Genomic DNA, 21306 nt, shown 5'->3' with positions numbered 1-21306 from the left:
GTTGAGGATGTTTGGAGAGCACGAAGCGCTAGGTGAGGTAGAGTACATCAAGCAGACTATTGCCGACAGACATGCCGATATTTGTTGCCCGCGCGCTGTCAACATGAAGATCCGTGCGATCCTCAAGCAGCACGGAAGCAGTATAATTTCCGAACGGCAATAACAGCGTATAAGTATTGTATATCCTTCTGAGAGTTGGGCAACTCGCAGCGGCGCACTGCCGACATACCTGTCCAGCCGACGTTCTCCGCGATGTCGTCTGAATGCAAACCGCCCCGTACGGTGCTGATGTGACACCCACTGCGTATTCTCCATGCTGGCGAGCGAAGGCGCTGAAGCATGGAGGCAGCCGACTGAGGGTTGGCTGTAGCCCTACGCGACCGGGCTCATGTGGTCGCACCGAAGGCGCCACCAAGCGCCACGACAGGCTCCGTGAAGCACCACGACCTGAAACCTCCAGCGAGTTGATCTGCTAGCTGCTGGAGCTTCCCGCCAGACACTAAGATGCGCGTAAAAGGAGACAGGCTGACCGCCCTTCCCAATACCGGTTGCGCAGGCAGATTGTGCCGACGACTTCATACGAAAAAAATCGGACACTTACTCCTATAACGGGGTAAGTGTGTCTCCTCCATCACCGAAAAAAGACCTAGCGATCAAATCACGAAACGGTATTGTGAGCGTTAGTACGTTTGTCGTATCTCATAGATACCTCTCTGCTCCATGTCATGCCCACGAGAAAAATAGCCTCCTCAGTCCTTCCGCGAAATCTAGCATCACCGGAAAGCACACTAGATCTGCCGATCACGTGCATTTCGGCGAAATCTTTATACAGTGCACGGACGCTCTCGTGATTGGCGTTAGTAACGATGATCTTAGCGCCGGAATCAACTTTCTTTCTGATCGTAGCAGCCAGTCGTTCTTGGTCAGCCCAGGAAAATATCTTCTCATTATACCGAATGAACCCGTTAACATTATGCTTTACGGTGTATGGGGGGTCGATGAAGACCAAGTCTGTACTCCTCAAATTTCGTAATGCTCTTTCAAAATCTCCTGCAAATAGCTCGGCGCCCGAAAGCAGCTGTGCCATAGATTCGAAATCGTCGTCCGGGAAAAGCACGGTATCTTTAGTTCCACGAGGTACGTTGAACTCGCCCCTCCGGTTTTCCCTATACAATCCGTTGAAGCACGTGCGGTTTAGATAGAGGAACCTTGCGGCGCGAGCTGCCTCGGAACGCGGTCGCTGGTCGCGTACCTCGTAGTAATAATCGTCGCTATGACGGGATGAGTGCGCGCGGAGCATCCGTTGCACAGCACGCCAGTCGTCCTTGATTGCTTGATACAAATTGATTAACTCGACATTCTTGTCACTGAGTAGAGCGGCTTGCGGTTCAAAATGGAAATACACGGCGCCGCTGCCGACGAAAGGCTCAACGTAGCGGGCATGGGAAACTGCAAATAGCTCGGGCGCCGCGTGAACGAGCCAGCGCTTACCTCCTGCCCACTTCAAGACGGGCTTCATTTCGTGATTACACCGCGCTCAATCAGCCCTTGATAGGCGGCGATCAGCATATTGATCTCTTCATCATCGTAGCCACGGTTATAAGGATGGGCAGACACACGGCGTAGCTTATTTACCTGATCGAACCAGGTGACGTACTTAGCCCGCCCTTTCTGCTCCCCGGGGAGCTGTATGCTGAGCGCCGTCTTAAAGTGTTCCCAGTTTTTGGGCGTCTCAACGATCTTACGAAGGTCGATGAAGTCAAGATAGGTGCCAAGATCCTTGCGGTCTTTTTCATCGGCTTCAAGCTGCTTTTCGAAAGCCTTCTTGAGAATCTCCTTGTTCTCGACCGCTTTGCGCAGGTAGTCGTCATCATTCGAAGGGTAAACTTCCCGGAGCTTATGAATTACGAATCTATGAACCGATTCCTGTATAGCGCGGACCTTTTGATCGGCGTCTCGGCGCCGGTCGGCGTCATACTTTCTCAGATCCTCGGCGAATCCAGCCGGGGAGAAATCAGGGTACTTGCTGCGGACGAGCTCCCTCAGGCGGTGCTGGAAAATCCGCGGACCACCCGAGCCGAACGGCACGCTGAACCGAGCGGTTAGCTCCTCATCGGAGGCGGCTTTGAAGTAGGCGACGCAGGGCTCGACGTACTTCTCGATCCGTTCGACGATGACCTTGGGGTGCAGGTCACGAGGGTCCTCGTGCTCCTTCTGCGCCATGAAGGTGATAACGTCTGCTGCTAGTCGGATGAGTCCGGCAGCGCCGACGTTTGTAGGAAACCTGGCGGCTTTGCCCTGATCCCAGCGCTGAGGGTTTGCAGCACGAAAAAGATCAAAATAGCTCTCAATCAGTTCGCTAAGATTCGGAACGGCGTCTCGGGGTCCGGACCAGGAAAGCGGTCCTTGGTTGAAGATGAGGCTGCCGTTCGCGTTGCTAACGCGACCTAGCAAGCCAGCCTGTAGTACAGCATCCACAAGATATGGAATGGTGATGATGCTCTCGTCGCTGCGCTTCAATTCGACGCCGGCGATTTTGTCGGCGAATGGACCTGTGTCGTTGTCTCTCATCAGGTCAAACGCGCGGGAGGCTATGGCGCGGAGCTGATCTTTCTTGTCCGTAGATTCTAGCTTGATTTCTCCAGTGATCTCGTCGAGCAGCTTCTTCTGAACGCTCTTCTGCTTGCTGTTAATATCAGCAAATATACGCGTCTCTTCGGCGATTGGAATGTTCTCGAAAGCTATGAAAGGCAGCTTGGGTCCTTTCTCGCCCTCGGGGAGCTCGGTGTACCCGTACAGACGATGCTGCCCGTCGATAATCCAGGCTGTCTTGTATAGGTTCGGTAACGTTAATTCGCCAGCAGCCACTCCGGAGCTGTCCTCCGGCTTGATAATCTCAAAGCGGGCTTTACGCTTAAAGTTCAAGATCACAGAGTTCGGGAAGAATCCACCCTTCCGCAGGAACTCCGCTATGCTCTTAATGCGAGGGCGGTGTATCAAACGCTGGTAGGAAGGCGCGGCTGACGGATCCCGCAGGTCACGGTGGTTAACGAACGCAGATGGTAAAACCACTTCGGGATCAGCGAAGAAGCTGTACGCTCTAAACGCCCCAAGCTTTGTCCTTAGAGCAAATATCTTATGTTCAAGTGCATCGACTTTAGTCTTCTCTAAAAATTCGGCGTGAAACTGATATCGTCCGGACGGTCCAAGGCGCTTCGCAAGCTCCTTGTAGTACGCCAGCTCACGCTCCGTTATGATTCGGATGTTGTTTTCGAGCGCCCTCGTGCGATCTGGCTCCGACCATTCAATATTTCTGGTGACGAAAATCCAAATTATCTTCTGATCGAACTCTCGACCGAAAAATTTCCGTAGCGTATTTGATATGCCCTTCTGATTGACGGCGAAATCACCTATGTCCTTTTGCAAAGAGCGCTTGCCGCGCTTTTCAGAAGACTTGCATTCGACTACTAGAACAGTCTGACTATCGTATGCAAATACATCAATCTGCTTAGAAACGGTACCTTGCTTATTGTTCGCTACTTCGATCTGAAAACCTCTGCCTACACTGAGGTGCTCGTAGCCCATCTGATAGGCTAGACACCAAAATTCATTCTCCAACTGCTCGTCGTGCGGCTTGAGTTTTTGGTATCGGTCGGTGTTTTGGTTCTCCCGGACTAGCTCCCAGCCGTTCGCCAAGGCGTACTCTGCCTCGTCCTTTCGAAATGTTTCGAAAGCATACCGCGATTTCCGCAGCCGATACTCTGCTTGGCGCCCGTGAGCATCGCTAGCCAAAGGTCCGAGCATTCTCGTCAGCGCCCCACCCGCCGCTCAACCAGCACCGATTCGCCGGTAACAGATCCTTTAAGGACAGTGAGGAGGAATCCTAGCCACCGCAATCCCGAGATTGGGGTCCGAGCGCCGAGGGATGGGGGACGTTTTCCCCTTGCCCGGATCTGGCGGGTGGGGATTCCCGGCAGCAGGTCGGCGCAGCGTCGGCAGGGGCACGCATTATCCGACGTACGCCGAAGGCGTTTACATCTGTTTATACGTTCTGGTTTGTCGGTCTTCGACCGACGACCAGCTTTTAAGGCACTGAAAATGCTGGGAAATGTGGTGCCGACACCCGGATTTGAACCGGGGACCTACTGATTACGAATCAGTTGCTCTACCGCTGAGCTATGTCGGCCCAAGGACCACCAGGGGTGGGCGCGGGCGGGCCTATAGCGCCCGGCCGGGCCGGGGGCAACCTCCCGCCGGCCGCGCCGGGTGCTAGGCTGCCGCCCGACATGACCCGCCGCCTGCTGATCCTGACCGTCCTGGCCCTGGCCGCCGGGGGCGGCGCCTGGGCCTGGACGGCGATCCCGCCCCGGGTCTCCATCGCCCTGGCCGTCACCGGGCCGGCGATCGAGGCGGTCTACGCCACCGGCGCGGTCGAGCCGGTCCAATGGGCGCGCGTCGGGCCCGCCACCCGCGCCCGCGTCACCGCCGTCCTGGTCGAGGAAGGCGCGCGCGTCACCGAGGGCCAGGTCATGGCCAGGCTCGACGAACGCCAGGCCCGGCTGCTGGCCGACGAGGCCGAGGCGCGCGCCCGCTTCGCGCTGGAGGACCTCACGCGCACCAGGACCCTCGTCGCCCGCGACATCGCGGCACGGGCCACACTGGAACGCGCCGAGCGCGACGCGCGGGCCGCGCGCGCCGCGGCCGATGCGCTGGTGGAGCGCCTGAACGACTTCATCGTCCGCGCGCCGACCGACGGCATCGTCCTGCGCCGCGACGTCGAGGTGGGCGAGGTCGTGGACACGCCCGCCAGCCTGTTCTGGATCGGCGAGCCCCGGCCGCTGCGCGTCACCGCGGAGGTGGACGAGGAGGACATCGCGCGCATCCGCGTCGGCCAGCGCGCCCTGCTGCGCGCCGATGCCTTCGCCGGCCGCGTCCTGGTCGGCGAGGTCGCGCAGATCACGCCGAAGGGCGACACCACCCGCAAGGCCTATCGCGTGCGGCTCGTCCTGCCCGAGGACACGCTGCTGATGATCGGCATGACGGTGGAAGCCAACATCGTCCTTCGCGAGGTCCAGGACGCCGTGCTGGTCCCGCCGGCGGCGGTGGTGCTGCCGGACGCGCCACGGCGCGCCGCCGCCAACGCGCCCGGGGCGCCGGCGCCGGGCGGGGTCCGGCGGGCCGTGGTCTGGGTGGCAGAGAAGGAACGCGCACGGCGTCGCGAGGTGGAGCTCGGCGTGCAGGGCCCGCGGGCAGCCGAGATCCGGCGCGGGATCGCGGCCGGCGAGGCGGTGATCCTCGACCCGCCGACGGGCCTGGCGGACGGGCAGGCGATCCGGCTCGGGCCGCCGGCGCCGGGGGCGGTGGTCACGACCCAGGCCGTCGCGCGTTCGGATGAGCCGCGATGAACCTCATCATCGAACTTGCGCGCGGCATGCTGAGCCGGCGGCGCCGGCAGACGCTGGTCTCGGTGACCGGGGTCGCGCTCGGCGTCGCCTTCTTCATCGCGATCGCGGCGCTGATGCGCGGCTTCCAGACCTATTTCGTCAACCAGATCATCGACGTCGCCCCGCACATCACGATCAAGGACGAGACGCGCACGCCGCCCGCCCAGGCCGCGGAGCTCGCGGCCGCGACCGGCGCGGTGGAGGTGCACGGCGTCAAGCCGCGGGACCGGATCAGGGGGATCCGCGCCGCCGGCGACAAGCTCGCGCTGCTGGAAGCCATGGACGGCGTCGCGGCCGCGCCCGTGCTCTCCGGCCAGGCGCTGCTGCGCTACGGCTCGCGCGACGTGTCGTCCGTAATCACGGGGATCGAGCCCGCGCGGCATGCCCGCGTGTCCAACATCGAGAAGGACATGATCGCCGGGAGGCTCGAGGACCTTCGCAGCACCGCCAACGGCATCGTCATCGGCGAGGCGCTGGCTTTCAGGCTCGGCGCGGGTCTCGGCGACACCATCACCGCGGTCTCGCCGCAGGGCGTTGCGCTGTCGATGAAGATCGTCGGACTGTTCCGCACAGGCATCCAGAACGTGGACCAGTCGTATGGCTATGCGCTGCTGAAGGTCGCGCAGGTGCTGCAGGACCGCCCGAACGTGGTCAACCAGATCCTGGTGCGGCTTGCCGACGTGACGCAGGCCGAGCGGCTGGCGCGGCAGATCGAGGCGCGCTTCGGCGACCGATCGGAAAGCTGGGAGGAGCAGAACGCCAACATCCTGACCGTCTTCGTGATCCAGAACGCGATCATGTATTCCGTCACCGGAGCGATCCTGCTGGTCGCGGCCTTCGGCATCTACAACATCATCTCGACGGTGGTGTACGAGAAGACGCGCGACATCGCGATCCTGAAGTCGCTCGGCTTCACCGAGGCCGACATCCAGCGGCTGTTCCTGGTGCAGGGGATCATCGCGGGCATCCTCGGCGCGCTGCTCGGCTGCCTGCTCGGCGCGCTGATGATCGAGGCGCTGGCCCAGGTGCGCTTCGGGCTCGAGACGCCTTCGGGCAACGACCGCTTCATCCTGGCGCGGGACTGGCGGGTCTATGTCGCGGGCAGCCTGTTCGCCGTGATGGCGGCTGGCATCGCGGCGGTAATACCGGCACGGCGCGCCAGCCGGCTCGATCCCGTGCAGATCGTGCGCGGCGCCGCGTAATCTCCTTGAGCCCCGACACCATTATGCAGCATAACGGTGGCGGGAGACCGTCCATGAACCTCACACGCCGCGCCGTCCTCGGCGCCTGCCTCACGCTGCCCTTCGCGCGCGCCGCGAAGGCCGCCTTTCCCGACCGCTCGATCCGCATGCTGGTGGGCTTTCCCGCCGGCACCGCGCCCGACCTGGTCGCGCGGCTGCTGGCCGATGCGCTGAAGGATGCCTGGCCCGCCGGCGTGGTGGTGGAGAACCGGCCTGGCGCCGCGGGCCACATCGCCGCGGCGGAAGCCTCGCGCGCCGCGGCCGACGGCTACAACCTGCTGTTCAGCGAGATCGGGCAGATCGCGATGGCGCCGTCCACCTTCGCGCGGCTGACCTACGACCCGAAGGACCTGGCGCCGATCGCGCGCGTCGTCACCTCGGACTTCGCGCTGGTGGTGCCGGCTTCGCTCCCCGTCGCGGACCTCGACGGCTTCGTCGCCTGGGCGCGGCAGCGGCCGACGACCTTCTTCGGCACCTTCGGGCCTGGCACGCTCGGCCATTTCGGCGCGGTGATGCTGGCCGCGCAGTCGGGCTTCAGCCAGGAATCGGTGCATTTCCGCGCGACCGGGGAGGGCATGACCGCGCTGCTGAACGGCGACGTGCAGGGGCTGTTCGGCTCCGTCGCGCTGGTCGCGCCGCATGTGCGCGCCGGGCGGCTGAAAGCGCTGGCGGTGACGGGGCCGCAGCGCTCGGCGCTGCTGCCGGATGTCGCGACAATGGCGCAGCTCGGCCGGCCGGGGCTGGAGTTCGAGGCCTGGTTCGGCGTCACCGCGCCCGTCGCCGTCCCCGCCGCGACGCAGGTGGAGCTCGAAGGACCGATCCTGCGCGCGCTCGCCAATCCGGCGGTGCGATCGCGGCTTCAGGAAGCCGGCTTCACCCCGGCGCCCCAGAACCGCGAGGCCTTCGCGGCGACCATCCGCGCCGACACCGCGCGCTGGGCGCAGGTGGTGCGGGAGACAGGGTTCCGCGCGCTGGAGTAGCCGGCCCGCCTTCGCCCGACGCACCGAAGCCTTCTCCCCCCTTGTCTTATGGGGGAGAGGGTTGGGTGAGGGGGAAGCGCAGTAAGAACGACGCGTTCTCCATCGTCGTTGCCCCCCTCACCCATCCCTCTCCCCCTTCGGGTGGAGAGGGTTATCCGCCGTTGGCTGCTACACCTCGTAGATCCTGACGCGCACGCTGTCGGGGCGGCGTTCGCCCAAGCCCAGGAACAGGCTGCGCGTCAGCCAGGCGTGCTGCGGCGCCGATGTCTCGAAGGCGGGCGCGGTGCGGAAATAGACGCGCTCCGGCGGCACCGCCTCGCCGCGCAACAGCCTCGCCATGTCCTCGAGCGAGGCGTGGCGCAGGCCGCGGTTGACGACATAGACCAGCGCGCCATCGTCGCAGCGGATGGTGTAGCGCGCCTCGATCTCCGCGACGCCGTCGGCGCGGATCAACTGGTAGTCGGCGCCGCCGGGCAGGATCTCGCCGTTCAGGCGCGGGCCGGTCACGCGGCCGCCGAGGATCGGCACGATGCGCCGCTCGCCGAGCGGCCCGGCGCCGAAGCCGATGGGCGTGGCGACGCCGGCCGCGACCTCGCCCACGAAGTCGAATGACGGCTCCATCGCTCTCCTCCCCCGGCCGCTATAGGCTCGGCGCGTGTCAGACGCCACAGCCCCCGTCGAGGCCGCCGCCACCGCCGCGCTGATCGAGGCGCGCGGCGTCACGCGCACCCTGCCGGAAGGCAGCGGATCTTCGCGCGCCGAAGGCGCGACGCTGGTGCGCGACGTCAGCCTGTCCATCGGCAAGGGCGAGTTCGTGGCGGTCACCGGGCCGTCGGGGTCGGGGAAGTCGTCGCTGCTGTATCTGCTGGGCCTGCTGGACCGGCCGACGACGGGGGAGGTGCTGCTGGAAGGCCGCGACACCGCGGGGCTTAGCGCGGGCGAGATGGCGGCGCTGCGCCTCGCGCGGCTCGGCTTCGTCTTCCAGTTCCACTTCCTGCTGCCGGAGTTCTCCGCGCTGGACAACGTGCTGATCCCGATCCGGCGGCTGGGGCGGCTGAAGGACAGGGCGGCGCGGGACCGCGCGCGCGCGCTGCTCGCGACGCTCGGCCTGGAGGACGCCGCGGCGAAGCTGCCGGAGCAGCTTTCGGGCGGCATGCGGCAGCGCGTGGCGATCGCGCGCGCGCTGGCCAACGACCCCGCGCTGATCCTGGCGGACGAGCCGACGGGGAACCTGGATACGAGGAACGCGGCGGCGGTGTTCGACACCTTCGGGGAACTCGTCGCGCGGGACGGGCGGACGGTGATCGTGGTGACGCACGATCCGGGGCTCGCCGCGCGGACGACGCGGGAGGTGCATCTGGTGGATGGGAAGGTGATGTATGATGAGAGGGTGAGGCGCGAGCCTCAGCCCCCTCCCCATCCCTCCCCCGCGAAAGCGGGGGAGGGGGAAGAAGGGTAGCGGGGGGCGCTACTCCTCCCGAGGCAGCCGCGCCTCTTCCTCGCCGTGCTCGGCCAGCAGCGCGGCGAGCCGGCGGCGCATCTCGATCCCCGGCTTGTCGGAGGGCATGTGCAGCTCCTCCGACATGGAAAGCGGCACGTCCCAACTGCTGCTTTCCAGGATCAGCCGGTCCTCGTTGGTGACCTGGCGGTCGAAGGCGATGACCTTCTCGGCCGGCGCGTCGGCCTCGGTGTCGTTGCGGTAGACCCACTGGCAGATCATCGACCGCCGGTCGTCGATCGGCGTGGCGGCGGTGACCAGCACATGCGTCAGCCCCGTGGGGTAGTCGATGCGGCTCGCGCGCATGAAGGGCAGGAACCAGCGCCCCTCAATGACGCGCAGCGTGCGCTCGGCATCGGTCTTCAGCAGCTCCTTCGAGACGCCCTTGTTGGTCACCGGCGCCTCGCCGCGCATGACGAAGCCCCAGGGCTTGTGCTCGATCTCCACCGGCGCGGGGCGGGGTTCGGCGAGGATGCCGAAGCTCTCGGCATGGACATAGGACAGGTGCGCCATGTCGAAGCTGTTCTCCATCAGGCGCAGGCCGGGGACGGCCCATTCCTCGTGGAACTCGTCGATCTGGCGGAAGCCGGGCAGGGCGGCCTCGGGGATATCGGGGATCGGCGCGATGGGATCCTCCAGCGCGACCCAGATCCAGCCATAGCGTTCCGCGGCGTGGTGGCGCTTGGCACCACCCTTCATGCCGCGGAGAGGCTCATGCGCCTGCGGCACCTTGCGGCAGCGCCCGTCCGCGCCGAAGGCCCAGCCGTGATAGGGGCAGGCCAGCGCCGGACCGTCCGGAACCTCGTGGTCGAGGAAGCCGAGCGACAACTTGGCCCCGCGATGCGGGCATTGGTCTGCGATCGCGGCCGGGCCGTCCTTGGCCTGCCACAGCACGATGTCCCAACCCATCAGGCGGAAGGGCACGGGCTTCCCGCCGGCGAGATGCGCCTTCGGCATCACGGGATACCAGAAGCGGCGGAAGACCTTCTGCTTCGTCGCGAGCATGGCGCGATGTTCGCGATCCCCGGCAGCGGCTTCAACGGGGGATCGCGCGCGATCGGGCCGCGCTGCGGCCGATGCGCACACGGGATAAGCAGGCGGCGCCCGGCTTCTGGGCAGGGCGCAGCGATCCCTCTCGGCGCGCCGCGGCATCCGCCTTGCAGGCCCGCGCGGTGAACCGGGCCGCCGGGAGGCCCGCCGCAAGGAGAAAACGACGCCATGACGCCCACCCGCCGCCGCCTGCTCGGCGCCGCCGCCGCCTTGCCGCTCGCCGCCCCCGTTGTCGCGCGGGGCCAAGCCGCGCTGACCCCGGTGCGCTTCATCCTGGACTGGGCCTTCCAAGGCCCGCAGGGCTGCTACCTGCTCGCGCTCGACCGCGGCTTCTTCCGCGACGAGGGGCTGAACGTCACGATCGACCGCGGCTTCGGCTCGGCCGACACGCCGGTGAAGGTGGCTTCAGGCGCCTATGAGTTCGGCGTGGCCGACATCTCGCCGACCATCCGCATGCGCCTCAGCCAGCCCGGCACCGACATCGTCACCCCCTTCGTGCTGCAGCAGGGCAGCCCCCTGGCGGCGATGACGCTGCGCCGGACCGGCATCACCAACCCCAAGCAACTCGAGGGCAAGCGCGTAGCAGCGCCGGAGACGGATGCCGGCCGCCAGCTGTTTCCGGCCTTCGCGCGCGCCGCGGGCGTCAACGCGTCGACGATCAGCTGGCAGACCGTCACGCCGCAGCTGCGCGAGCCCATGCTGGCGCGCGGCGACGCCGATGCGATCACGGGCTTCGAGACCTCGGGCGTGTTCAGCCTGCGTGCAGTCGGCGTGAATGCCGCGGACATCGTCTCCTTCCGCTATTCCGCCGCCGGCGTGCAGCTGCTGTCCACCGCGTTGCTGGTCCGCCGGCCCTATGCCGAGGCGAATGCGCGCGTCGTGACGGCGATGATCCGCGCCATCGTGCGCGGCCACATCGAGGCCTTCCGCGACCCCGACGCCGCGATCGCCGCGCTGGTGCGCCGCGACCCGACCGCGCCGCAGCCGCTCGAGAAGGAGCGGCTGGTCGCCAATTTCGAGTTCATCCGCACGCCGGAGGTGATCTCGGGCGGCTTCGCGAACCTCGCGATGCCGCGGGTGCAGGGTGCGATCGACACGATCCGCACGGCCTTCGACATCGCGACGCCGCTGCCGGCGGGCGAGCTCTACATGCCCCAATTCCTGCCGCCGGCGGACCAGCTGCGCTTCCCGGGGGCGGCGGGGTAGGGACGGGGGTCGGGGAAGGGAAGCACGTGTCGGGGGGAAGCACTGGCGGGGGAGGGACATGGGCGCTGCCGGCCGAGGTAGCGCCCTCCTCCCGTTTCCGTGAGTTGGATTACGGCAGGAATATGGCGTATACGACTCGCCCATGCCACAATCCCGCCTCGGAGGACACAGCTTGCTCATCGGCCTCTGCCTCCTGGCCGGCTTCTCCGCGTTCGCGGGGCTGACCAGCGTCGTGGCGGTGCTGCTGCTCGGCCTCGGCGCGGCCGGCCTCCTCGCCTCGCTCGGCTTCGGCGCTGTGGCGCTCGGCTGCGCTCTCTGGGCCGCCTTCCTGGCCTTCGCGGCGCCGCGCCCGGCCTGACCCCACGACAGGCGCGGCGGCGCAACGGAGGCGCCGTCGCCGCGTTGCCCGCGCGGAGCGCAGCCGCGGGGCCTGACGACGCATGCACAGCAACCAGCCGAGGCGTCGCTACCGCAGCGTCTTCCTCTCCGACACGCATCTCGGCACGCGGGGCTGCCGCGGCGACTTCCTCGTGGACTTCCTCCGGCGCACGGAATGCGAACGGCTCTACCTCGTCGGCGACATCCTGGATGGCTGGCGCCTGCGCAAGTCCTGGTACTGGGACCACCACCATGACGAGGCGATCCGCCTAGTGCTGAAGGCCGCGCGCCACGGCACCCAGGTCACCTACATCCCCGGCAACCACGACGAGGTCCTGCGCGGCTGGCTCGGGCTCGAGGTCGCGGGCATCCGCCTGGCCAGGGAGGCGGTGCATCCCGGCGCCGATGGCCGCCGCTTCCTGGTGATCCATGGCGACGAGTTCGACTGCGTCATCCGCTACGCCAAGCTGCTCGCCCATCTCGGCGACCGCGCCTATGGCATGGCGCTCGTCGCGAACCGCTGGTTCAACGCGGCGCGGCGGCGGCTCGGCTATCCCTACTGGTCGCTCTCGCAATGGCTGAAGCGCCGGGTCAAGGAAGCCGTGAAGGCGGTGGACCGCTTCGAGGTCGCGCTCGCCCAGGAAGCGAAGCGGCGAGGGCTGGACGGCGTGGTCTGCGGACACATCCACCACGCCGAGATGCGTGTCGTCCACGGCGTGCTCTACATGAACGACGGCGACTGGGTGGAAAGCTGCACCGCGCTGGTCGAGCACGAGGATGGCCGGTTCGAGCTGCTGGACTGGGCGCGGGAGAACCGCCTGTCCTTTGCCGACGGGGCCCCGGGCCCGGTCGCCGCCGCCGCGTGATCCTGACGCCCCCCCGGCTGCCCTGGGGCATGCACGGGCCGCCCGGCGGACTGCGCCGCGACGCGGGCCGCATCCTCGTGGTCACCGATGCCTGGCACCCCCAGGGCAACGGCGTGGTTCGCACCCTGGCGATGGTGGAGGAGCGGCTTCGCGCGAGGGGCGACGCGGTGGCGGTGATCGGGCCCGATCGCTTCGCCACCCTGCCGATGCCGGGCTATGGCGAGATCCGCCTCGCCCTCGCGCCGCGGCGGCGCCTGGCGGCGCTGGTGGACCGCTTCGCGCCGGAGGCGCTGCACGTCGCGACCGAGGGGCCGCTGGGCTGGGCGATGCGGCGGCTCTGCCTTCGTCGCGGCTGGCGCTTCACGACCTCCTTCCACACGCGCTTCCCGGACTACCTGGAGGCGAGGATCCGCCTGCCGCCGGCCTGGTCCTGGGGCGTGCTGCGGCGCTTCCACGAGGCCGGCGCCGGCACCTTCTGCGCGACGCCATCCCTCGCGCACGACCTGGCCGCGCGGGGCTTCACCCGCATCGTGCCCTGGTCGCGCGGGGTGGACCTGGCGACCTTCCGGCCCGAGGCCGCGGCGCTGGGCGAGGCCGAGCCCTGGGAAGCCCTGCCCCGGCCGATCTTCCTCGCCGCCGGACGCGTCGCGGTGGAGAAGAACCTCGAGGCCTTCCTCTCGCTCGACCTGCCCGGCAGCAAGGTCGTGGTCGGCGACGGGCCGGCGCGCGCGGGGCTGATGCGCCGTTTCCCCCGCGCGCATTTCGCGGGCTGGCAGGACGGCGCGCGGCTCGCCCGGTCCTACGCGCGGGCGGATGTGCTCGTCTTCCCCTCCCGCACCGACACCTTCGGCCTCGTGCTGCTGGAGGCGCTGGCCTGCGGCACGCCGGTGGCGGCCTTCCCGGTCACGGGGCCGCTCGACGTGATCGGCGGGCTGCCGGTCGGCGCGCTGAACGAGGACCTGCGCGCAGCCTGCCTGGCCGCGCTGGCGCTCGACCGCGCGGCCTGCCGCCGGCATGCCGCCCGCTTTTCCTGGGACGCCTGCGCGCGTCGCTTCCGCGACGGCCTGGTGCCGGTCCACGCCTGATTTCCGCCCCCGCCGCGGCGTGGTAGGGCGGGCCATGGCTTCCCCCCGGCCCCGGGCCGCATGCGCAAGTTGATTCGGCACCCCGCCGTCCAGGCGGGGTTGGCGCGCATCCTCGGCGGCTATATCGGCCTGGTCGCGTGGACAACGCGCTGGCAGCTGGTCGGCGCCGCGCCAGGGATCGAGGCGATCCGCGCCGGCCGCCCGCTCGTCATCGCCTTCTGGCATGAGCGCCTGCCGCTGATCCCCGCCCTGTTCCGCCTGGCCATCGCCGAGGAACCCGCGGTCGCGCGGCTGACCCCGCATGTGCTGGTCAGCCGCCACCGCGACGGCCGCTTCATCGGCAACGCCGTGGAACGGTTCGGCGTGCGGATGGTCTACGGGTCGTCCAGCCGCGGGGGTGCGGCGGCGCTGGCGTCGCTGCTGCGCGTGCTGCGCGGCGGCGACCCAGTGCTGATCACCCCGGACGGGCCGCGCGGGCCGCGGCGCGTGGCGGCGCCGGGGGTGGCGCAGCTCGCCGCGGCCTCCGGCGCGCTGGTGCTGCCGGTGGGTGCGGCGAGCAGCGCGCACCGCATCCTGTCGAGCTGGGACCGGATGATGCTGCCGCTGCCCTTCGGCCGCGGCGCGATCGTCTGCGGGCCGCTCATCGCCGTGCCGCGCGACGGCGCCGAGGCCGCGCTGCCCGCCATCGCCGCCGCGCTGGATGCCGCCTGCGCCGAGGCCGAGGCTGCCGTCGGGATCCGGCGTTGAGTATCGCGCTCGCGGCCTGGCGCATCGGAGCGACGCTGATCGCGCCGCTGCTGCCGCTGCACCTCGCGCGTCGCGCCCGGCGCGGCAAGGAGATCGCGGCGCGGCTGCCGGAGCGCCGCGGGGAAGGCGCCGCGCGCCCGGCCGGGCGCCTCTTCTGGCTGCATGCCGCAAGCGTCGGCGAGACCGTCTCCCTGCTTCCGGTGATCGAGGCGATGGCCGCGCGCGATCCCGCATTGAGCCTGCTGGTCACCACGGGCAGCGTGACCTCGGCCGAGCTGCTGGCCCGCCGCGTGCCGAAGGCCATCGCATCGCGGGTGATCCACCGCTTCGCGCCGCTCGACGTGCCGGCCTGGGCGGCGCGCTTCATCCGGGACTGGCGGCCCGACGCCGGCGCCTTCGTGGAAAGCGAGCTCTGGCCGAACCTGCTGGCCGCCGCCGCCGCCCGCGGCGTGCCGATGGCGCTGGTCAATGCACGCATGAGCGCACGCAGCGCCGCCCGCTGGGCGCGGCTGCCCGGGCTGCTGCGGGAGACGCTCGGTCGCTTCCGCCTGGTCCTCGCGAGGTCGGAGGAGGATGGCGCGCGGCTCGCCGCCTTCGGCATCGCCGCGCCCTGCTGGGGAGACCTCAAAGCCGCCGCGCCGCCCCTGCCGGCCGACCCGGCGGCGTTGGCGGCGCTGAAGCGGGCGGTGGGGGAGCGATCGGTCCTTCTCGCCGCCTCCACCCATCCCGGCGAGGATGGCGCGGTCATCGCCGCCCACCGGGCGCTCGCGGCGGAACGGACGCTGCTGACCGTCATCGTCCCCCGCCACCCCGAGCGCGGCCTCGCCGTCGCCGCCGCGGCCGAGGCGGCGGGCCTTGCCACCGCCCGCCGGAACGCCGGCGAGCCGCCGGGGCGGGACATCGCGGTCTATGTCGCGGACACGCTGGGGGAGCTCGGCCTGTTCTACCGGCTGGCCGATGCGGCCTTCGTGGGCGGGTCGCTGGTGCCGCATGGCGGGCAGAACCCGCTGGAGCCCGCCCGGCTCGGCTGCGCCATGGCCTTCGGGCCGTACATGGGCAATTTCGCCGAGCCGGTGGCGCGCCTGCTGGCCGCGGGCGGGGCGGTCCGGGTGCCCGACGCCGCCACGCTGGCGGAGACGCTTCGCGACATGCTATGGGTACCCGGCCGCGCGCGGGCCCTGGCCGATGCCGCCGCCGCGGTCGCCGATCGAGACACCGGCTTGCCGGGCCGGGTCGCGGGGGCGCTGCTGGACCTGTTGCCGCCCGAAGCCCAAGGGGCCGACGGCGGACGGGCTGACGGTAGCCGGACCCCGACGACCAGCGGGGCGTGGCAAGGAATGAACGAGGGCTGATGCGAGCACCCGGATTCTGGGTGGGGAGCGGGGGAATTGCGCCCCTGCTGCTGTCCCCCTTCTCCGCGATCTATGCGGGCGCGACCGCGCGGCGCATGGCGCGCTCGGGCTGGAAGGCACCCGTGCCCGTCATCTGCTGCGGCAACGCGACCGCCGGCGGAGCGGGCAAGACGACGGTGGCGCGCGACCTCGGCCGGCGCCTGGCCGACCGCGGCATCGCCGCGCATTTCCTGCTGCGCGGCTATGGCGGCAGCATGAAGGGGCCCGCCCGCGTGGACCCCGACAGCCACGACAGCACCATGGTCGGTGACGAGGCGCTGATCCTGGCGGAGCTCCGCCCGACCTGGATCTCGGGCGACCGCGGCGCCGGTGCGCAGGCCGCGGTGGCGGCGGGCGCCCAGGCGATCGTGATGGATGACGGGCTGCAGAACCCGACGCTGGAGAAGGACCTCTCGCTGCTGGTCATCGATGGCGGCTTCGGCTTCGGCAATGGCCGCGTGATCCCCGCAGGGCCGCTGCGCGAACCCGTCGAGCGCGCCGCCGCGCGCTGCCAAGCCGCCGTGCTGATCGGCGAGGACGAGACCGGCGCGCTGGCGCAACTGCCGCCGTCGCTTCCCGTGCTGCGCGCGAAGCTGGTGGCGGGGCCCGAGGCGGCGATGCTCGCAGGCCAGCCGGTCTTCGCCTTCTGCGGGATCGCCAATCCGCCGAAGTTCTTCGCGACGCTGCAGGAAGCCGGCGCGGTGGTGGCGGGGCGCATGCCGTTTGCCGACCACTACCCCTATGACGAAGGCGACTTGAAGGAGATCCTGGCCCAGGCCGAGGCGCTGCGGGCGCTGCCCGTGACGACGAAGAAGGATTTCGTCCGCATCCCCGCGCAGTTCCGGTCGCGCGTGACCGTCGTGACGGTCGGCATGGGCTGGGAGGAACCGGCGGCGATCGAGAGCCTGCTCGATCCGCTGGTCGCCAGGGTGCCCATGCCGGCGTGAGCCCGATGCCCGCCGTCGAGATCTACTCCATCGCCGTCTGCCCCTTCGCCCAGCGCACGCGGATCGTGCTCGGGCTGAAGGGCGTCGCCTTCGACCTCACCGAGATCGACATCACGAAGCCACGGCCCGACTGGTTTTTAGCGCTCAATCCACTGGGGCAGGTGCCGGTGATCCGCCACGCCGGGCGCGTGCTGAACGAATGCAGCGTTATCAACGAATACCTCGAGGAGGTCTTCCCCGACCCCCGCGTCTTCCCCGTGGACCCCTACGAACGCGCGCAGTCGCGCATCCTGATCGATCATCTCAACTCTGGCTTCGTGCCGGCGATGTACACGCTGCTGATGAACCAGGACCCGGCGAAGCATCCGGCGCTGGTGGAGAAGGCGCTGGCATCCTGGCGCTGGCTCGACGCCTTCCTGACGCGGCACAACCCGGACGGGGTCTGGCTGTGGGAGGATTTCGGCATGGCCGACCTCTCCGCCGCGCCCTTCTTCATGCGCTGGTGCCTGAACGACTGGTACCGGGGCTGGGTGCCGCCGGAGCATGGCTTTGCCCGCGTCCGCCGCTGGCGTGATGCGTGCCTGGCGCACCCGCTTGTGGTCTCGACGGGGATGCCGGCGGAAGATTTCATCAAGCTCTATGCGGACTACGCGCTGGGCTACGGGAACGGCGCCGTGCCGGCTGGGCATGAGCGGTCGTCCTTCGACTTCGGCTGGCCGCTATCGGACCGCCCGATGCCGCCGGTGCCGGATTGGGTGAAGTCCCGCTGATGCCGGGCTGACTGCACCGTCCGGACGGTCGACCTCTTGTCAAACCGTCCGGCCGGTATAGTTATCCCCGCATGACCGACGGACCGGCAACGACCTCCCACGACGCCCCCACCCGCGTCCTCGACGCCGCGGAGGCCATCGTCATGGCCCGCGGCGTCGGCGGCCTGACCCTGGAAGCCGCCGCGCGCGACGCCGGCGTGTCCAAGGGCGGGCTGCTCTACCACTTCGCGTCGAAGGAGGCGCTGCTCGACGCCATGCTCCGGCGCCTCGCCGGCTTCATGGAGCAGCAATACGAGTTCGGCGTTTCCCAGCAGCCGCCCGGCCCCGGCCGCATCGCGCGCGCCTGCCTGGAATGGGGCTTCGGCGAGGCCGATCCCACCGGCGAGGGCCCGCTGCGCGCCTGCGACGACCGCCACGACCGCGCCGCGGCCGTCTTCCTCGCGGCCTTCCATCACGATCCCCGGCTGCTCGACCCCATCCGCGCGGTGGTCGCGCGCATCCGCGCCGACATCGCGGCGGACGGCCTGCCGCCCGGCGTCGGCAATGCCATCAACGCGGCCTGCGACGGCATGCTGCTCGCGCGCCTGTTCCGCCTGTATGAGCCCTCGCCGGCCGAGCGCGCCGAGACCCGCGCGGCGCTGCTGCGGCTGCTGGAGGGCACGCCGTGACCCGCGGCGCGAAGCTGCTTTCTGCCGCCGTTCTCCTCGCCGCCGCGGGCGGCGCCGGCTTCCTCTGGATGGCGCCGGGCGAGGCCGAGCGCGCCCCCGCCCCGGTCGCGACCGGCCCCGTCGGCGTCGGCGCCCTCGGCCGGATCGAGCCGGCATCGCGCATCCTCCGCCTTGGCCCCGCGCCGAACCTGGACGGCGCCCGCATCGACCGCCTGCTCGTCGTGGAGGGCGATGCGGTGCAGGCGGGCCAGGTGCTGGCGGAGTTCTCCGACGCCGCGCTGAAGGATGCCGCGCTGCTGCAGGCCGAGGCCACCGCGGCCCAGGCCCGCGCCAGGCTCGATCGCACCCGTGCCGCTGGCCGCCCGTCCGAGATCGCCGCGCAGCGCGCCCGAATCGAGGCGCTGCGCAACGCCGAGGACAGCGCCCGCCGCGAGGCCGAGCGTGCCGAGCGGCTGGAGCGCAGCGGCGCCGGCGCCGAGGCGACGGCCGAACGCGCCCGCTTCGTCGCCAACCGCAGCCGTGCCGAGCGCGCCGAGGCCGAGGCCGTGCTGGAATCCCTGCTCCGCCCGCGGCCGGAGGATGTCGCGCTGGCCGAGGCCGAGCTCGCCGGCGCCGAGGCTGCCGCCACCCGCGCGCGCGCCGAGGCCGACCTCGCCAGGCTGCGCGCGCCGATCGCCGGCACCGTCATCCGCGTCATCGCCCGCGCCGGGGAACGCGCCGGCAGCGACGGCGTGATCGAGATCGCCGACCTCTCGCGAATGGACGTCGTCGCCGATGTCTATGAGACCGACCTGCCGCGGCTGCGCCTCGGCGCGCCGGCCGAGGTGCTGGTACCCGGCGAGGCCGCGCGGTTTCCCGCGACGTTGCGCGAGATCGGCTGGCAGGTGCGCCGCACCACCCAGGCCAACACCGACCCCGTCGCCGCGGTGGATGCCCGCACCGTCGAGGTGCGGCTGACGCTGGGGCCGGAGGCCGCGGCCGCGCTGGCGCGGCGGTCCAACATGCAGGTCCAGGTCGCGATCCCGCCATGAACGACCTTCCCGACCGCGCGAAGCTGCTGCCCTGGGCGCCCGAGCTGACGGGCGACGCGCCGCAGCGGCCTTCCGCCCCGGCGTCCGAGCCCCGCGCGCCTTTGGCGCGACGCACGCCGCCCGGTTTCGCGGCCTCCACCTGGTTCGCGGTGCGGCTGGCCTGGCGGCAGCTGCGCAGCGAGAAGGCGCGGCTGGCGTCCGCCATCGCCGGCGTGCTCTTCGCCTGCGTGCTGGTCTTCATGCAGCTCGGCTTCCGCGGCGCGCTGTTCGAGAGCGCCACGAACCTGATCGGCGCGATGCGCGGCGACCTCTTCCTGATGCACCCCATGACCACCGCAAGCTTCCGCCCCGAGCCGCTGCCGCGGGTGCGCGCGCAGCAGGCGCTTGCGTTGCCGGAGGTCGAGCGCGCGGTGCCCGTCTATCTCGCCCAGGCGACCTGGCGGAACCCGATGGACGGCACGCGCCGTGCCATCCAGCTGATCGGCGTGGACACCGCCGCCGGCGTGCTGGATTTCCCGGGGCTCGCGCCGCTGGTGGAGGCGCTCAAGCGCGCCGACACCGTCGCCTTCGACACGCAGTCGCGCCCCGAATTCGGCCCCGTCGCACGCCTGCTTGCCGAACGCGGCGGACCCGTCGAGGTCGAGATCGGCAGCCGCCGCATGGACGTCGTGGGCACGATCGAGATCGGGCCGTCCTTCGGCGCCGACGGCAACGCCGTGCTGTCGGAGGTCAACTTCCGCCGCGTGGCAAAGGAACGCAACGTCGCCGCGGTGGACCTCGTCGCGATCCGCTTGCGCGAGGGCACCGACCTTCGCGCCGCGCAGCAGCGGCTTCGCGCGGTGCTGCCGCCGGACGTGATGGTGCTGACCCAGGCGGAGCTGCGCGCGCATGAGCGCCGCTACTGGGAGGAGGCGACGCCGATCGGCTTCATCTTCGCCTTCGGCAGCGCCATGGGCCTCGTGGTCGGGATGGTGATCGTCTACCAGATCCTGTTCAGCGACATCGCGGGCCACCTGAAAGAGTACGCGACGCTGAAGGCGATGGGCTATTCCGGCTTCTACCTCGCGCGCGTGGTGCTCGGCGCGGCGCTGATCCTGGCCGTGGCCGGCTTCGTCCCGGGGCTGCTGCTGAGTTTCCTGCTGTACGACTTCGTGGGCAGCGCGACCTTCCTGCCGCTGCGGCTCGACGTCCAGATGGGCGTGTCGGTGTTCCTGATGATCTTCGCGATGTGCGTCGTCGCGGGACTGCTGGCGGTCCGCAAGCTGCGGGACGCCAACCCGGCGGACATGTTCTGATGACCCCCGTCGAGCTCCGCGGCGTCACCTACACCTATGCCGGCGACGAGAACGCCCGCCCGGTGCTGCGCGACGTGGACCTGACCGTGCAGACCGGCGAGATCGTTCTCCTGACGGGCCCCTCTGGCAGCGGCAAGACGACGCTGCTGACGCTGATCGGCGCGCTGCGCGCGATGCAGCAGGGCTCGGCCCGCGTGCTCGGCCAGGAGCTCGCCGGCGCGTCGGAGGCGGACCGCGTCCGGCTGCGCCGTCGCATCGGCTTCATCTTCCAGCACCACAACCTCCTGGGCTTCCTGACCGCGCGGCAGAACGTCGCGATGTCCCTCGAGCAGGACGGCACCATGAGCGAGACGCGGCGCCTGGCCCGGGCCGGCGAGCTCCTTGCCGCCGTCGGCCTCGCCGGCTTCGAGGAACGCCACCCCGCGAGGCTCTCCGGCGGGCAGCGCCAGCGCGTCTCCGTCGCGCGCGCTCTCGCCGCCGATCCGCCGCTGCTGCTGGCGGACGAACCGACCGCCGCGCTCGACAAGGCGACGGGGCACGAGGCCGTCACCCTGATGCGCGGCCTCGCGAAGTCGCGCGGCGTCGCGATCCTGATGGTCACGCACGACCCGCGCATCCTCGACATCGCCGACCGGATCGTCGCGATGGAGGACGGCCGCATCGTCCAGGCCGAGACCGTCCCGGGTTGAGCCCCGCCCGCTGCCCTGCG

20 protein-coding genes and 1 tRNA gene are annotated in these 21306 nt (G+C 69.3%); 16 read left to right on the top strand and 5 right to left on the bottom strand.

What is annotated here, in order from left to right:
• Nucleotides 1–658: 658 nt before the first annotated feature.
• The 3 genes from ACLF3M_RS02555 to ACLF3M_RS02545 all read right to left on the bottom strand — a co-directional run bounded on the left by ACLF3M_RS02555 (nucleotide 659) and on the right by ACLF3M_RS02545 (nucleotide 4186).
• Nucleotides 659–1519 carry a DNA adenine methylase gene (locus ACLF3M_RS02555; protein ID WP_430655269.1) on the bottom strand — a complete coding sequence of 287 codons (861 nt, stop codon included), beginning with the start codon at nucleotides 1517–1519 and terminating at the stop codon, nucleotides 659–661.
• Nucleotides 1516–3696 (bottom strand): DGQHR domain-containing protein, encoded by a 2181-nt coding sequence (locus ACLF3M_RS02550; protein ID WP_430655268.1) that lies wholly within the window; start codon nucleotides 3694–3696, stop codon nucleotides 1516–1518. Before ACLF3M_RS02550 ends, ACLF3M_RS02555 begins: the two co-directional genes overlap by 4 nt.
• Nucleotides 3697–4111: 415 nt before the next feature.
• Nucleotides 4112–4186: transfer RNA gene (locus ACLF3M_RS02545), tRNA-Thr, on the bottom strand.
• 100 nt (nucleotides 4187–4286) lie between these two features.
• On the opposite strand from ACLF3M_RS02545, the gene ACLF3M_RS02540 reads away from it, so the two are divergent.
• From ACLF3M_RS02540 to ACLF3M_RS02530, 3 genes are read left to right on the top strand one after another with little or no spacing between them, the layout of a single operon-like run.
• Nucleotides 4287–5405, top strand: coding sequence for an efflux RND transporter periplasmic adaptor subunit (locus tag ACLF3M_RS02540; protein WP_430655267.1), 1119 nt, complete (start codon nucleotides 4287–4289; stop codon nucleotides 5403–5405).
• Nucleotides 5402–6646 (top strand): ABC transporter permease, encoded by a 1245-nt coding sequence (locus tag ACLF3M_RS02535; RefSeq protein ID WP_430655266.1) that lies wholly within the window; start codon nucleotides 5402–5404, stop codon nucleotides 6644–6646. Before ACLF3M_RS02540 ends, ACLF3M_RS02535 begins: the two co-directional genes overlap by 4 nt.
• Before the next feature lie 53 nt (nucleotides 6647–6699).
• Entirely contained in the window at nucleotides 6700–7665 is a 966-nt protein-coding gene (locus tag ACLF3M_RS02530) for a Bug family tripartite tricarboxylate transporter substrate binding protein (RefSeq protein ID WP_430655265.1), read from the top strand.
• Between the two features lie 168 nt (nucleotides 7666–7833).
• Here ACLF3M_RS02530 and ACLF3M_RS02525 read toward each other — a convergent pair whose 3' ends face one another.
• Entirely contained in the window at nucleotides 7834–8286 is a 453-nt protein-coding gene (locus ACLF3M_RS02525; RefSeq protein ID WP_430655264.1) for a DUF3237 domain-containing protein, read from the bottom strand.
• A 34-nt stretch (nucleotides 8287–8320) separates the two neighbouring features.
• On the opposite strand from ACLF3M_RS02525, the gene ACLF3M_RS02520 reads away from it, so the two are divergent.
• A complete protein-coding gene (locus ACLF3M_RS02520) occupies nucleotides 8321–9124 on the top strand; it encodes an ABC transporter ATP-binding protein (RefSeq protein WP_430655263.1) in 804 nt (267 codons plus the stop codon).
• A 9-nt stretch (nucleotides 9125–9133) separates the two neighbouring features.
• On the opposite strand, the gene ACLF3M_RS02515 is transcribed toward ACLF3M_RS02520, so the two are convergent.
• Nucleotides 9134–10168: a Rieske 2Fe-2S domain-containing protein gene (locus ACLF3M_RS02515; protein ID WP_430655262.1), complete on the bottom strand. Its 1035-nt coding sequence runs from the start codon at nucleotides 10166–10168 to the stop codon at nucleotides 9134–9136.
• Nucleotides 10169–10381: 213 nt separating this feature from the next.
• Between ACLF3M_RS02515 and ACLF3M_RS02510 the strand changes: the two genes are divergently transcribed.
• The 12 genes from ACLF3M_RS02510 to ACLF3M_RS02455 all read left to right on the top strand — a co-directional run bounded on the left by ACLF3M_RS02510 (nucleotide 10382) and on the right by ACLF3M_RS02455 (nucleotide 21286).
• Nucleotides 10382–11419: an ABC transporter substrate-binding protein gene (locus ACLF3M_RS02510; protein ID WP_430655261.1), complete on the top strand. Its 1038-nt coding sequence runs from the start codon at nucleotides 10382–10384 to the stop codon at nucleotides 11417–11419.
• 172 nt (nucleotides 11420–11591) lie between these two features.
• Nucleotides 11592–11777 (top strand): hypothetical protein, encoded by a 186-nt coding sequence (locus ACLF3M_RS02505; protein ID WP_430655260.1) that lies wholly within the window; start codon nucleotides 11592–11594, stop codon nucleotides 11775–11777.
• Nucleotides 11778–11859: 82 nt separating this feature from the next.
• On the top strand, nucleotides 11860–12663 hold the full coding sequence (locus ACLF3M_RS02500) for a UDP-2,3-diacylglucosamine diphosphatase (protein ID WP_430655259.1): 804 nt from the start codon (nucleotides 11860–11862) through the stop codon (nucleotides 12661–12663).
• 29 nt (nucleotides 12664–12692) lie between these two features.
• A complete protein-coding gene (locus tag ACLF3M_RS02495) occupies nucleotides 12693–13748 on the top strand; it encodes a glycosyltransferase family 4 protein (protein WP_430655474.1) in 1056 nt (351 codons plus the stop codon).
• A gap of 60 nt (nucleotides 13749–13808) precedes the next feature.
• Nucleotides 13809–14495, top strand: coding sequence for a lysophospholipid acyltransferase family protein (locus ACLF3M_RS02490; RefSeq protein WP_430655258.1), 687 nt, complete (start codon nucleotides 13809–13811; stop codon nucleotides 14493–14495).
• On the top strand, nucleotides 14492–15847 hold the full coding sequence (locus ACLF3M_RS02485) for a 3-deoxy-D-manno-octulosonic acid transferase (protein ID WP_430655257.1): 1356 nt from the start codon (nucleotides 14492–14494) through the stop codon (nucleotides 15845–15847). The genes ACLF3M_RS02490 and ACLF3M_RS02485 overlap by 4 nt, the downstream gene beginning before the upstream one ends.
• Nucleotides 15847–16833 (top strand): tetraacyldisaccharide 4'-kinase, encoded by a 987-nt coding sequence (gene lpxK / locus ACLF3M_RS02480; RefSeq protein WP_430655256.1) that lies wholly within the window; start codon nucleotides 15847–15849, stop codon nucleotides 16831–16833. The genes ACLF3M_RS02485 and lpxK overlap by 1 nt, the downstream gene beginning before the upstream one ends.
• Before the next feature lie 5 nt (nucleotides 16834–16838).
• Complete coding sequence (locus ACLF3M_RS02475; RefSeq protein WP_430655473.1) at nucleotides 16839–17603, top strand: glutathione S-transferase family protein; 765 nt, start codon at nucleotides 16839–16841, stop codon at nucleotides 17601–17603.
• A 71-nt stretch (nucleotides 17604–17674) separates the two neighbouring features.
• The gene (locus ACLF3M_RS02470) at nucleotides 17675–18271 is read left to right on the top strand and encodes a TetR/AcrR family transcriptional regulator (protein WP_430655255.1); all 597 of its coding nucleotides are present in this window, start codon (nucleotides 17675–17677) and stop codon (nucleotides 18269–18271) included.
• Nucleotides 18268–19302: an efflux RND transporter periplasmic adaptor subunit gene (locus tag ACLF3M_RS02465; protein ID WP_430655254.1), complete on the top strand. Its 1035-nt coding sequence runs from the start codon at nucleotides 18268–18270 to the stop codon at nucleotides 19300–19302. The genes ACLF3M_RS02470 and ACLF3M_RS02465 overlap by 4 nt, the downstream gene beginning before the upstream one ends.
• Entirely contained in the window at nucleotides 19299–20597 is a 1299-nt protein-coding gene (gene devC / locus ACLF3M_RS02460; RefSeq protein ID WP_430655253.1) for an ABC transporter permease DevC, read from the top strand. Before ACLF3M_RS02465 ends, devC begins: the two co-directional genes overlap by 4 nt.
• Nucleotides 20597–21286, top strand: a complete 690-nt coding sequence (locus tag ACLF3M_RS02455) for an ATP-binding cassette domain-containing protein (RefSeq protein WP_430655252.1) — start codon at nucleotides 20597–20599, stop codon at nucleotides 21284–21286. The genes devC and ACLF3M_RS02455 overlap by 1 nt, the downstream gene beginning before the upstream one ends.
• Nucleotides 21287–21306: the final 20 nt, after the last annotated feature.

The organism is Falsiroseomonas sp. HW251, from assembly GCF_050563545.1.
In the GTDB taxonomy this organism is placed as follows: domain Bacteria; phylum Pseudomonadota; class Alphaproteobacteria; order Acetobacterales; family Acetobacteraceae; genus Falsiroseomonas.
Note: the sequence above shows the minus strand (reverse complement) of the source record. Positions and strands in the feature narration are given on the sequence as shown.

What these genes read in the sequence shown, in the direction of transcription:
- ACLF3M_RS02500 (WP_430655259.1), top strand. Translation starts at nt 11,860, where the DNA reads ATGCACAGCAACCAGCCGAGGCGTCGCTACCGCAGCGTCTTCCTCTCC.
- ACLF3M_RS02490 (WP_430655258.1), top strand. Translation starts at nt 13,809, where the DNA reads ATGCGCAAGTTGATTCGGCACCCCGCCGTCCAGGCGGGGTTGGCGCGC.
- ACLF3M_RS02455 (WP_430655252.1), top strand. Translation starts at nt 20,597, where the DNA reads ATGACCCCCGTCGAGCTCCGCGGCGTCACCTACACCTATGCCGGCGAC.
- ACLF3M_RS02495 (WP_430655474.1), top strand. Translation starts at nt 12,693, where the DNA reads ATGCACGGGCCGCCCGGCGGACTGCGCCGCGACGCGGGCCGCATCCTC.
- ACLF3M_RS02530 (WP_430655265.1), top strand. Translation starts at nt 6,700, where the DNA reads ATGAACCTCACACGCCGCGCCGTCCTCGGCGCCTGCCTCACGCTGCCC.
- ACLF3M_RS02525 (WP_430655264.1), bottom strand. Translation starts at nt 8,286, where the DNA reads ATGGAGCCGTCATTCGACTTCGTGGGCGAGGTCGCGGCCGGCGTCGCC.
- ACLF3M_RS02470 (WP_430655255.1), top strand. Translation starts at nt 17,675, where the DNA reads ATGACCGACGGACCGGCAACGACCTCCCACGACGCCCCCACCCGCGTC.
- ACLF3M_RS02535 (WP_430655266.1), top strand. Translation starts at nt 5,402, where the DNA reads ATGAACCTCATCATCGAACTTGCGCGCGGCATGCTGAGCCGGCGGCGC.
- ACLF3M_RS02540 (WP_430655267.1), top strand. Translation starts at nt 4,287, where the DNA reads ATGACCCGCCGCCTGCTGATCCTGACCGTCCTGGCCCTGGCCGCCGGG.
- devC (WP_430655253.1), top strand. Translation starts at nt 19,299, where the DNA reads ATGAACGACCTTCCCGACCGCGCGAAGCTGCTGCCCTGGGCGCCCGAG.
- lpxK (WP_430655256.1), top strand. Translation starts at nt 15,847, where the DNA reads ATGCGAGCACCCGGATTCTGGGTGGGGAGCGGGGGAATTGCGCCCCTG.
- ACLF3M_RS02510 (WP_430655261.1), top strand. Translation starts at nt 10,382, where the DNA reads ATGACGCCCACCCGCCGCCGCCTGCTCGGCGCCGCCGCCGCCTTGCCG.
- ACLF3M_RS02555 (WP_430655269.1), bottom strand. Translation starts at nt 1,519, where the DNA reads ATGAAGCCCGTCTTGAAGTGGGCAGGAGGTAAGCGCTGGCTCGTTCAC.
- ACLF3M_RS02475 (WP_430655473.1), top strand. Translation starts at nt 16,839, where the DNA reads ATGCCCGCCGTCGAGATCTACTCCATCGCCGTCTGCCCCTTCGCCCAG.
- ACLF3M_RS02515 (WP_430655262.1), bottom strand. Translation starts at nt 10,168, where the DNA reads ATGCTCGCGACGAAGCAGAAGGTCTTCCGCCGCTTCTGGTATCCCGTG.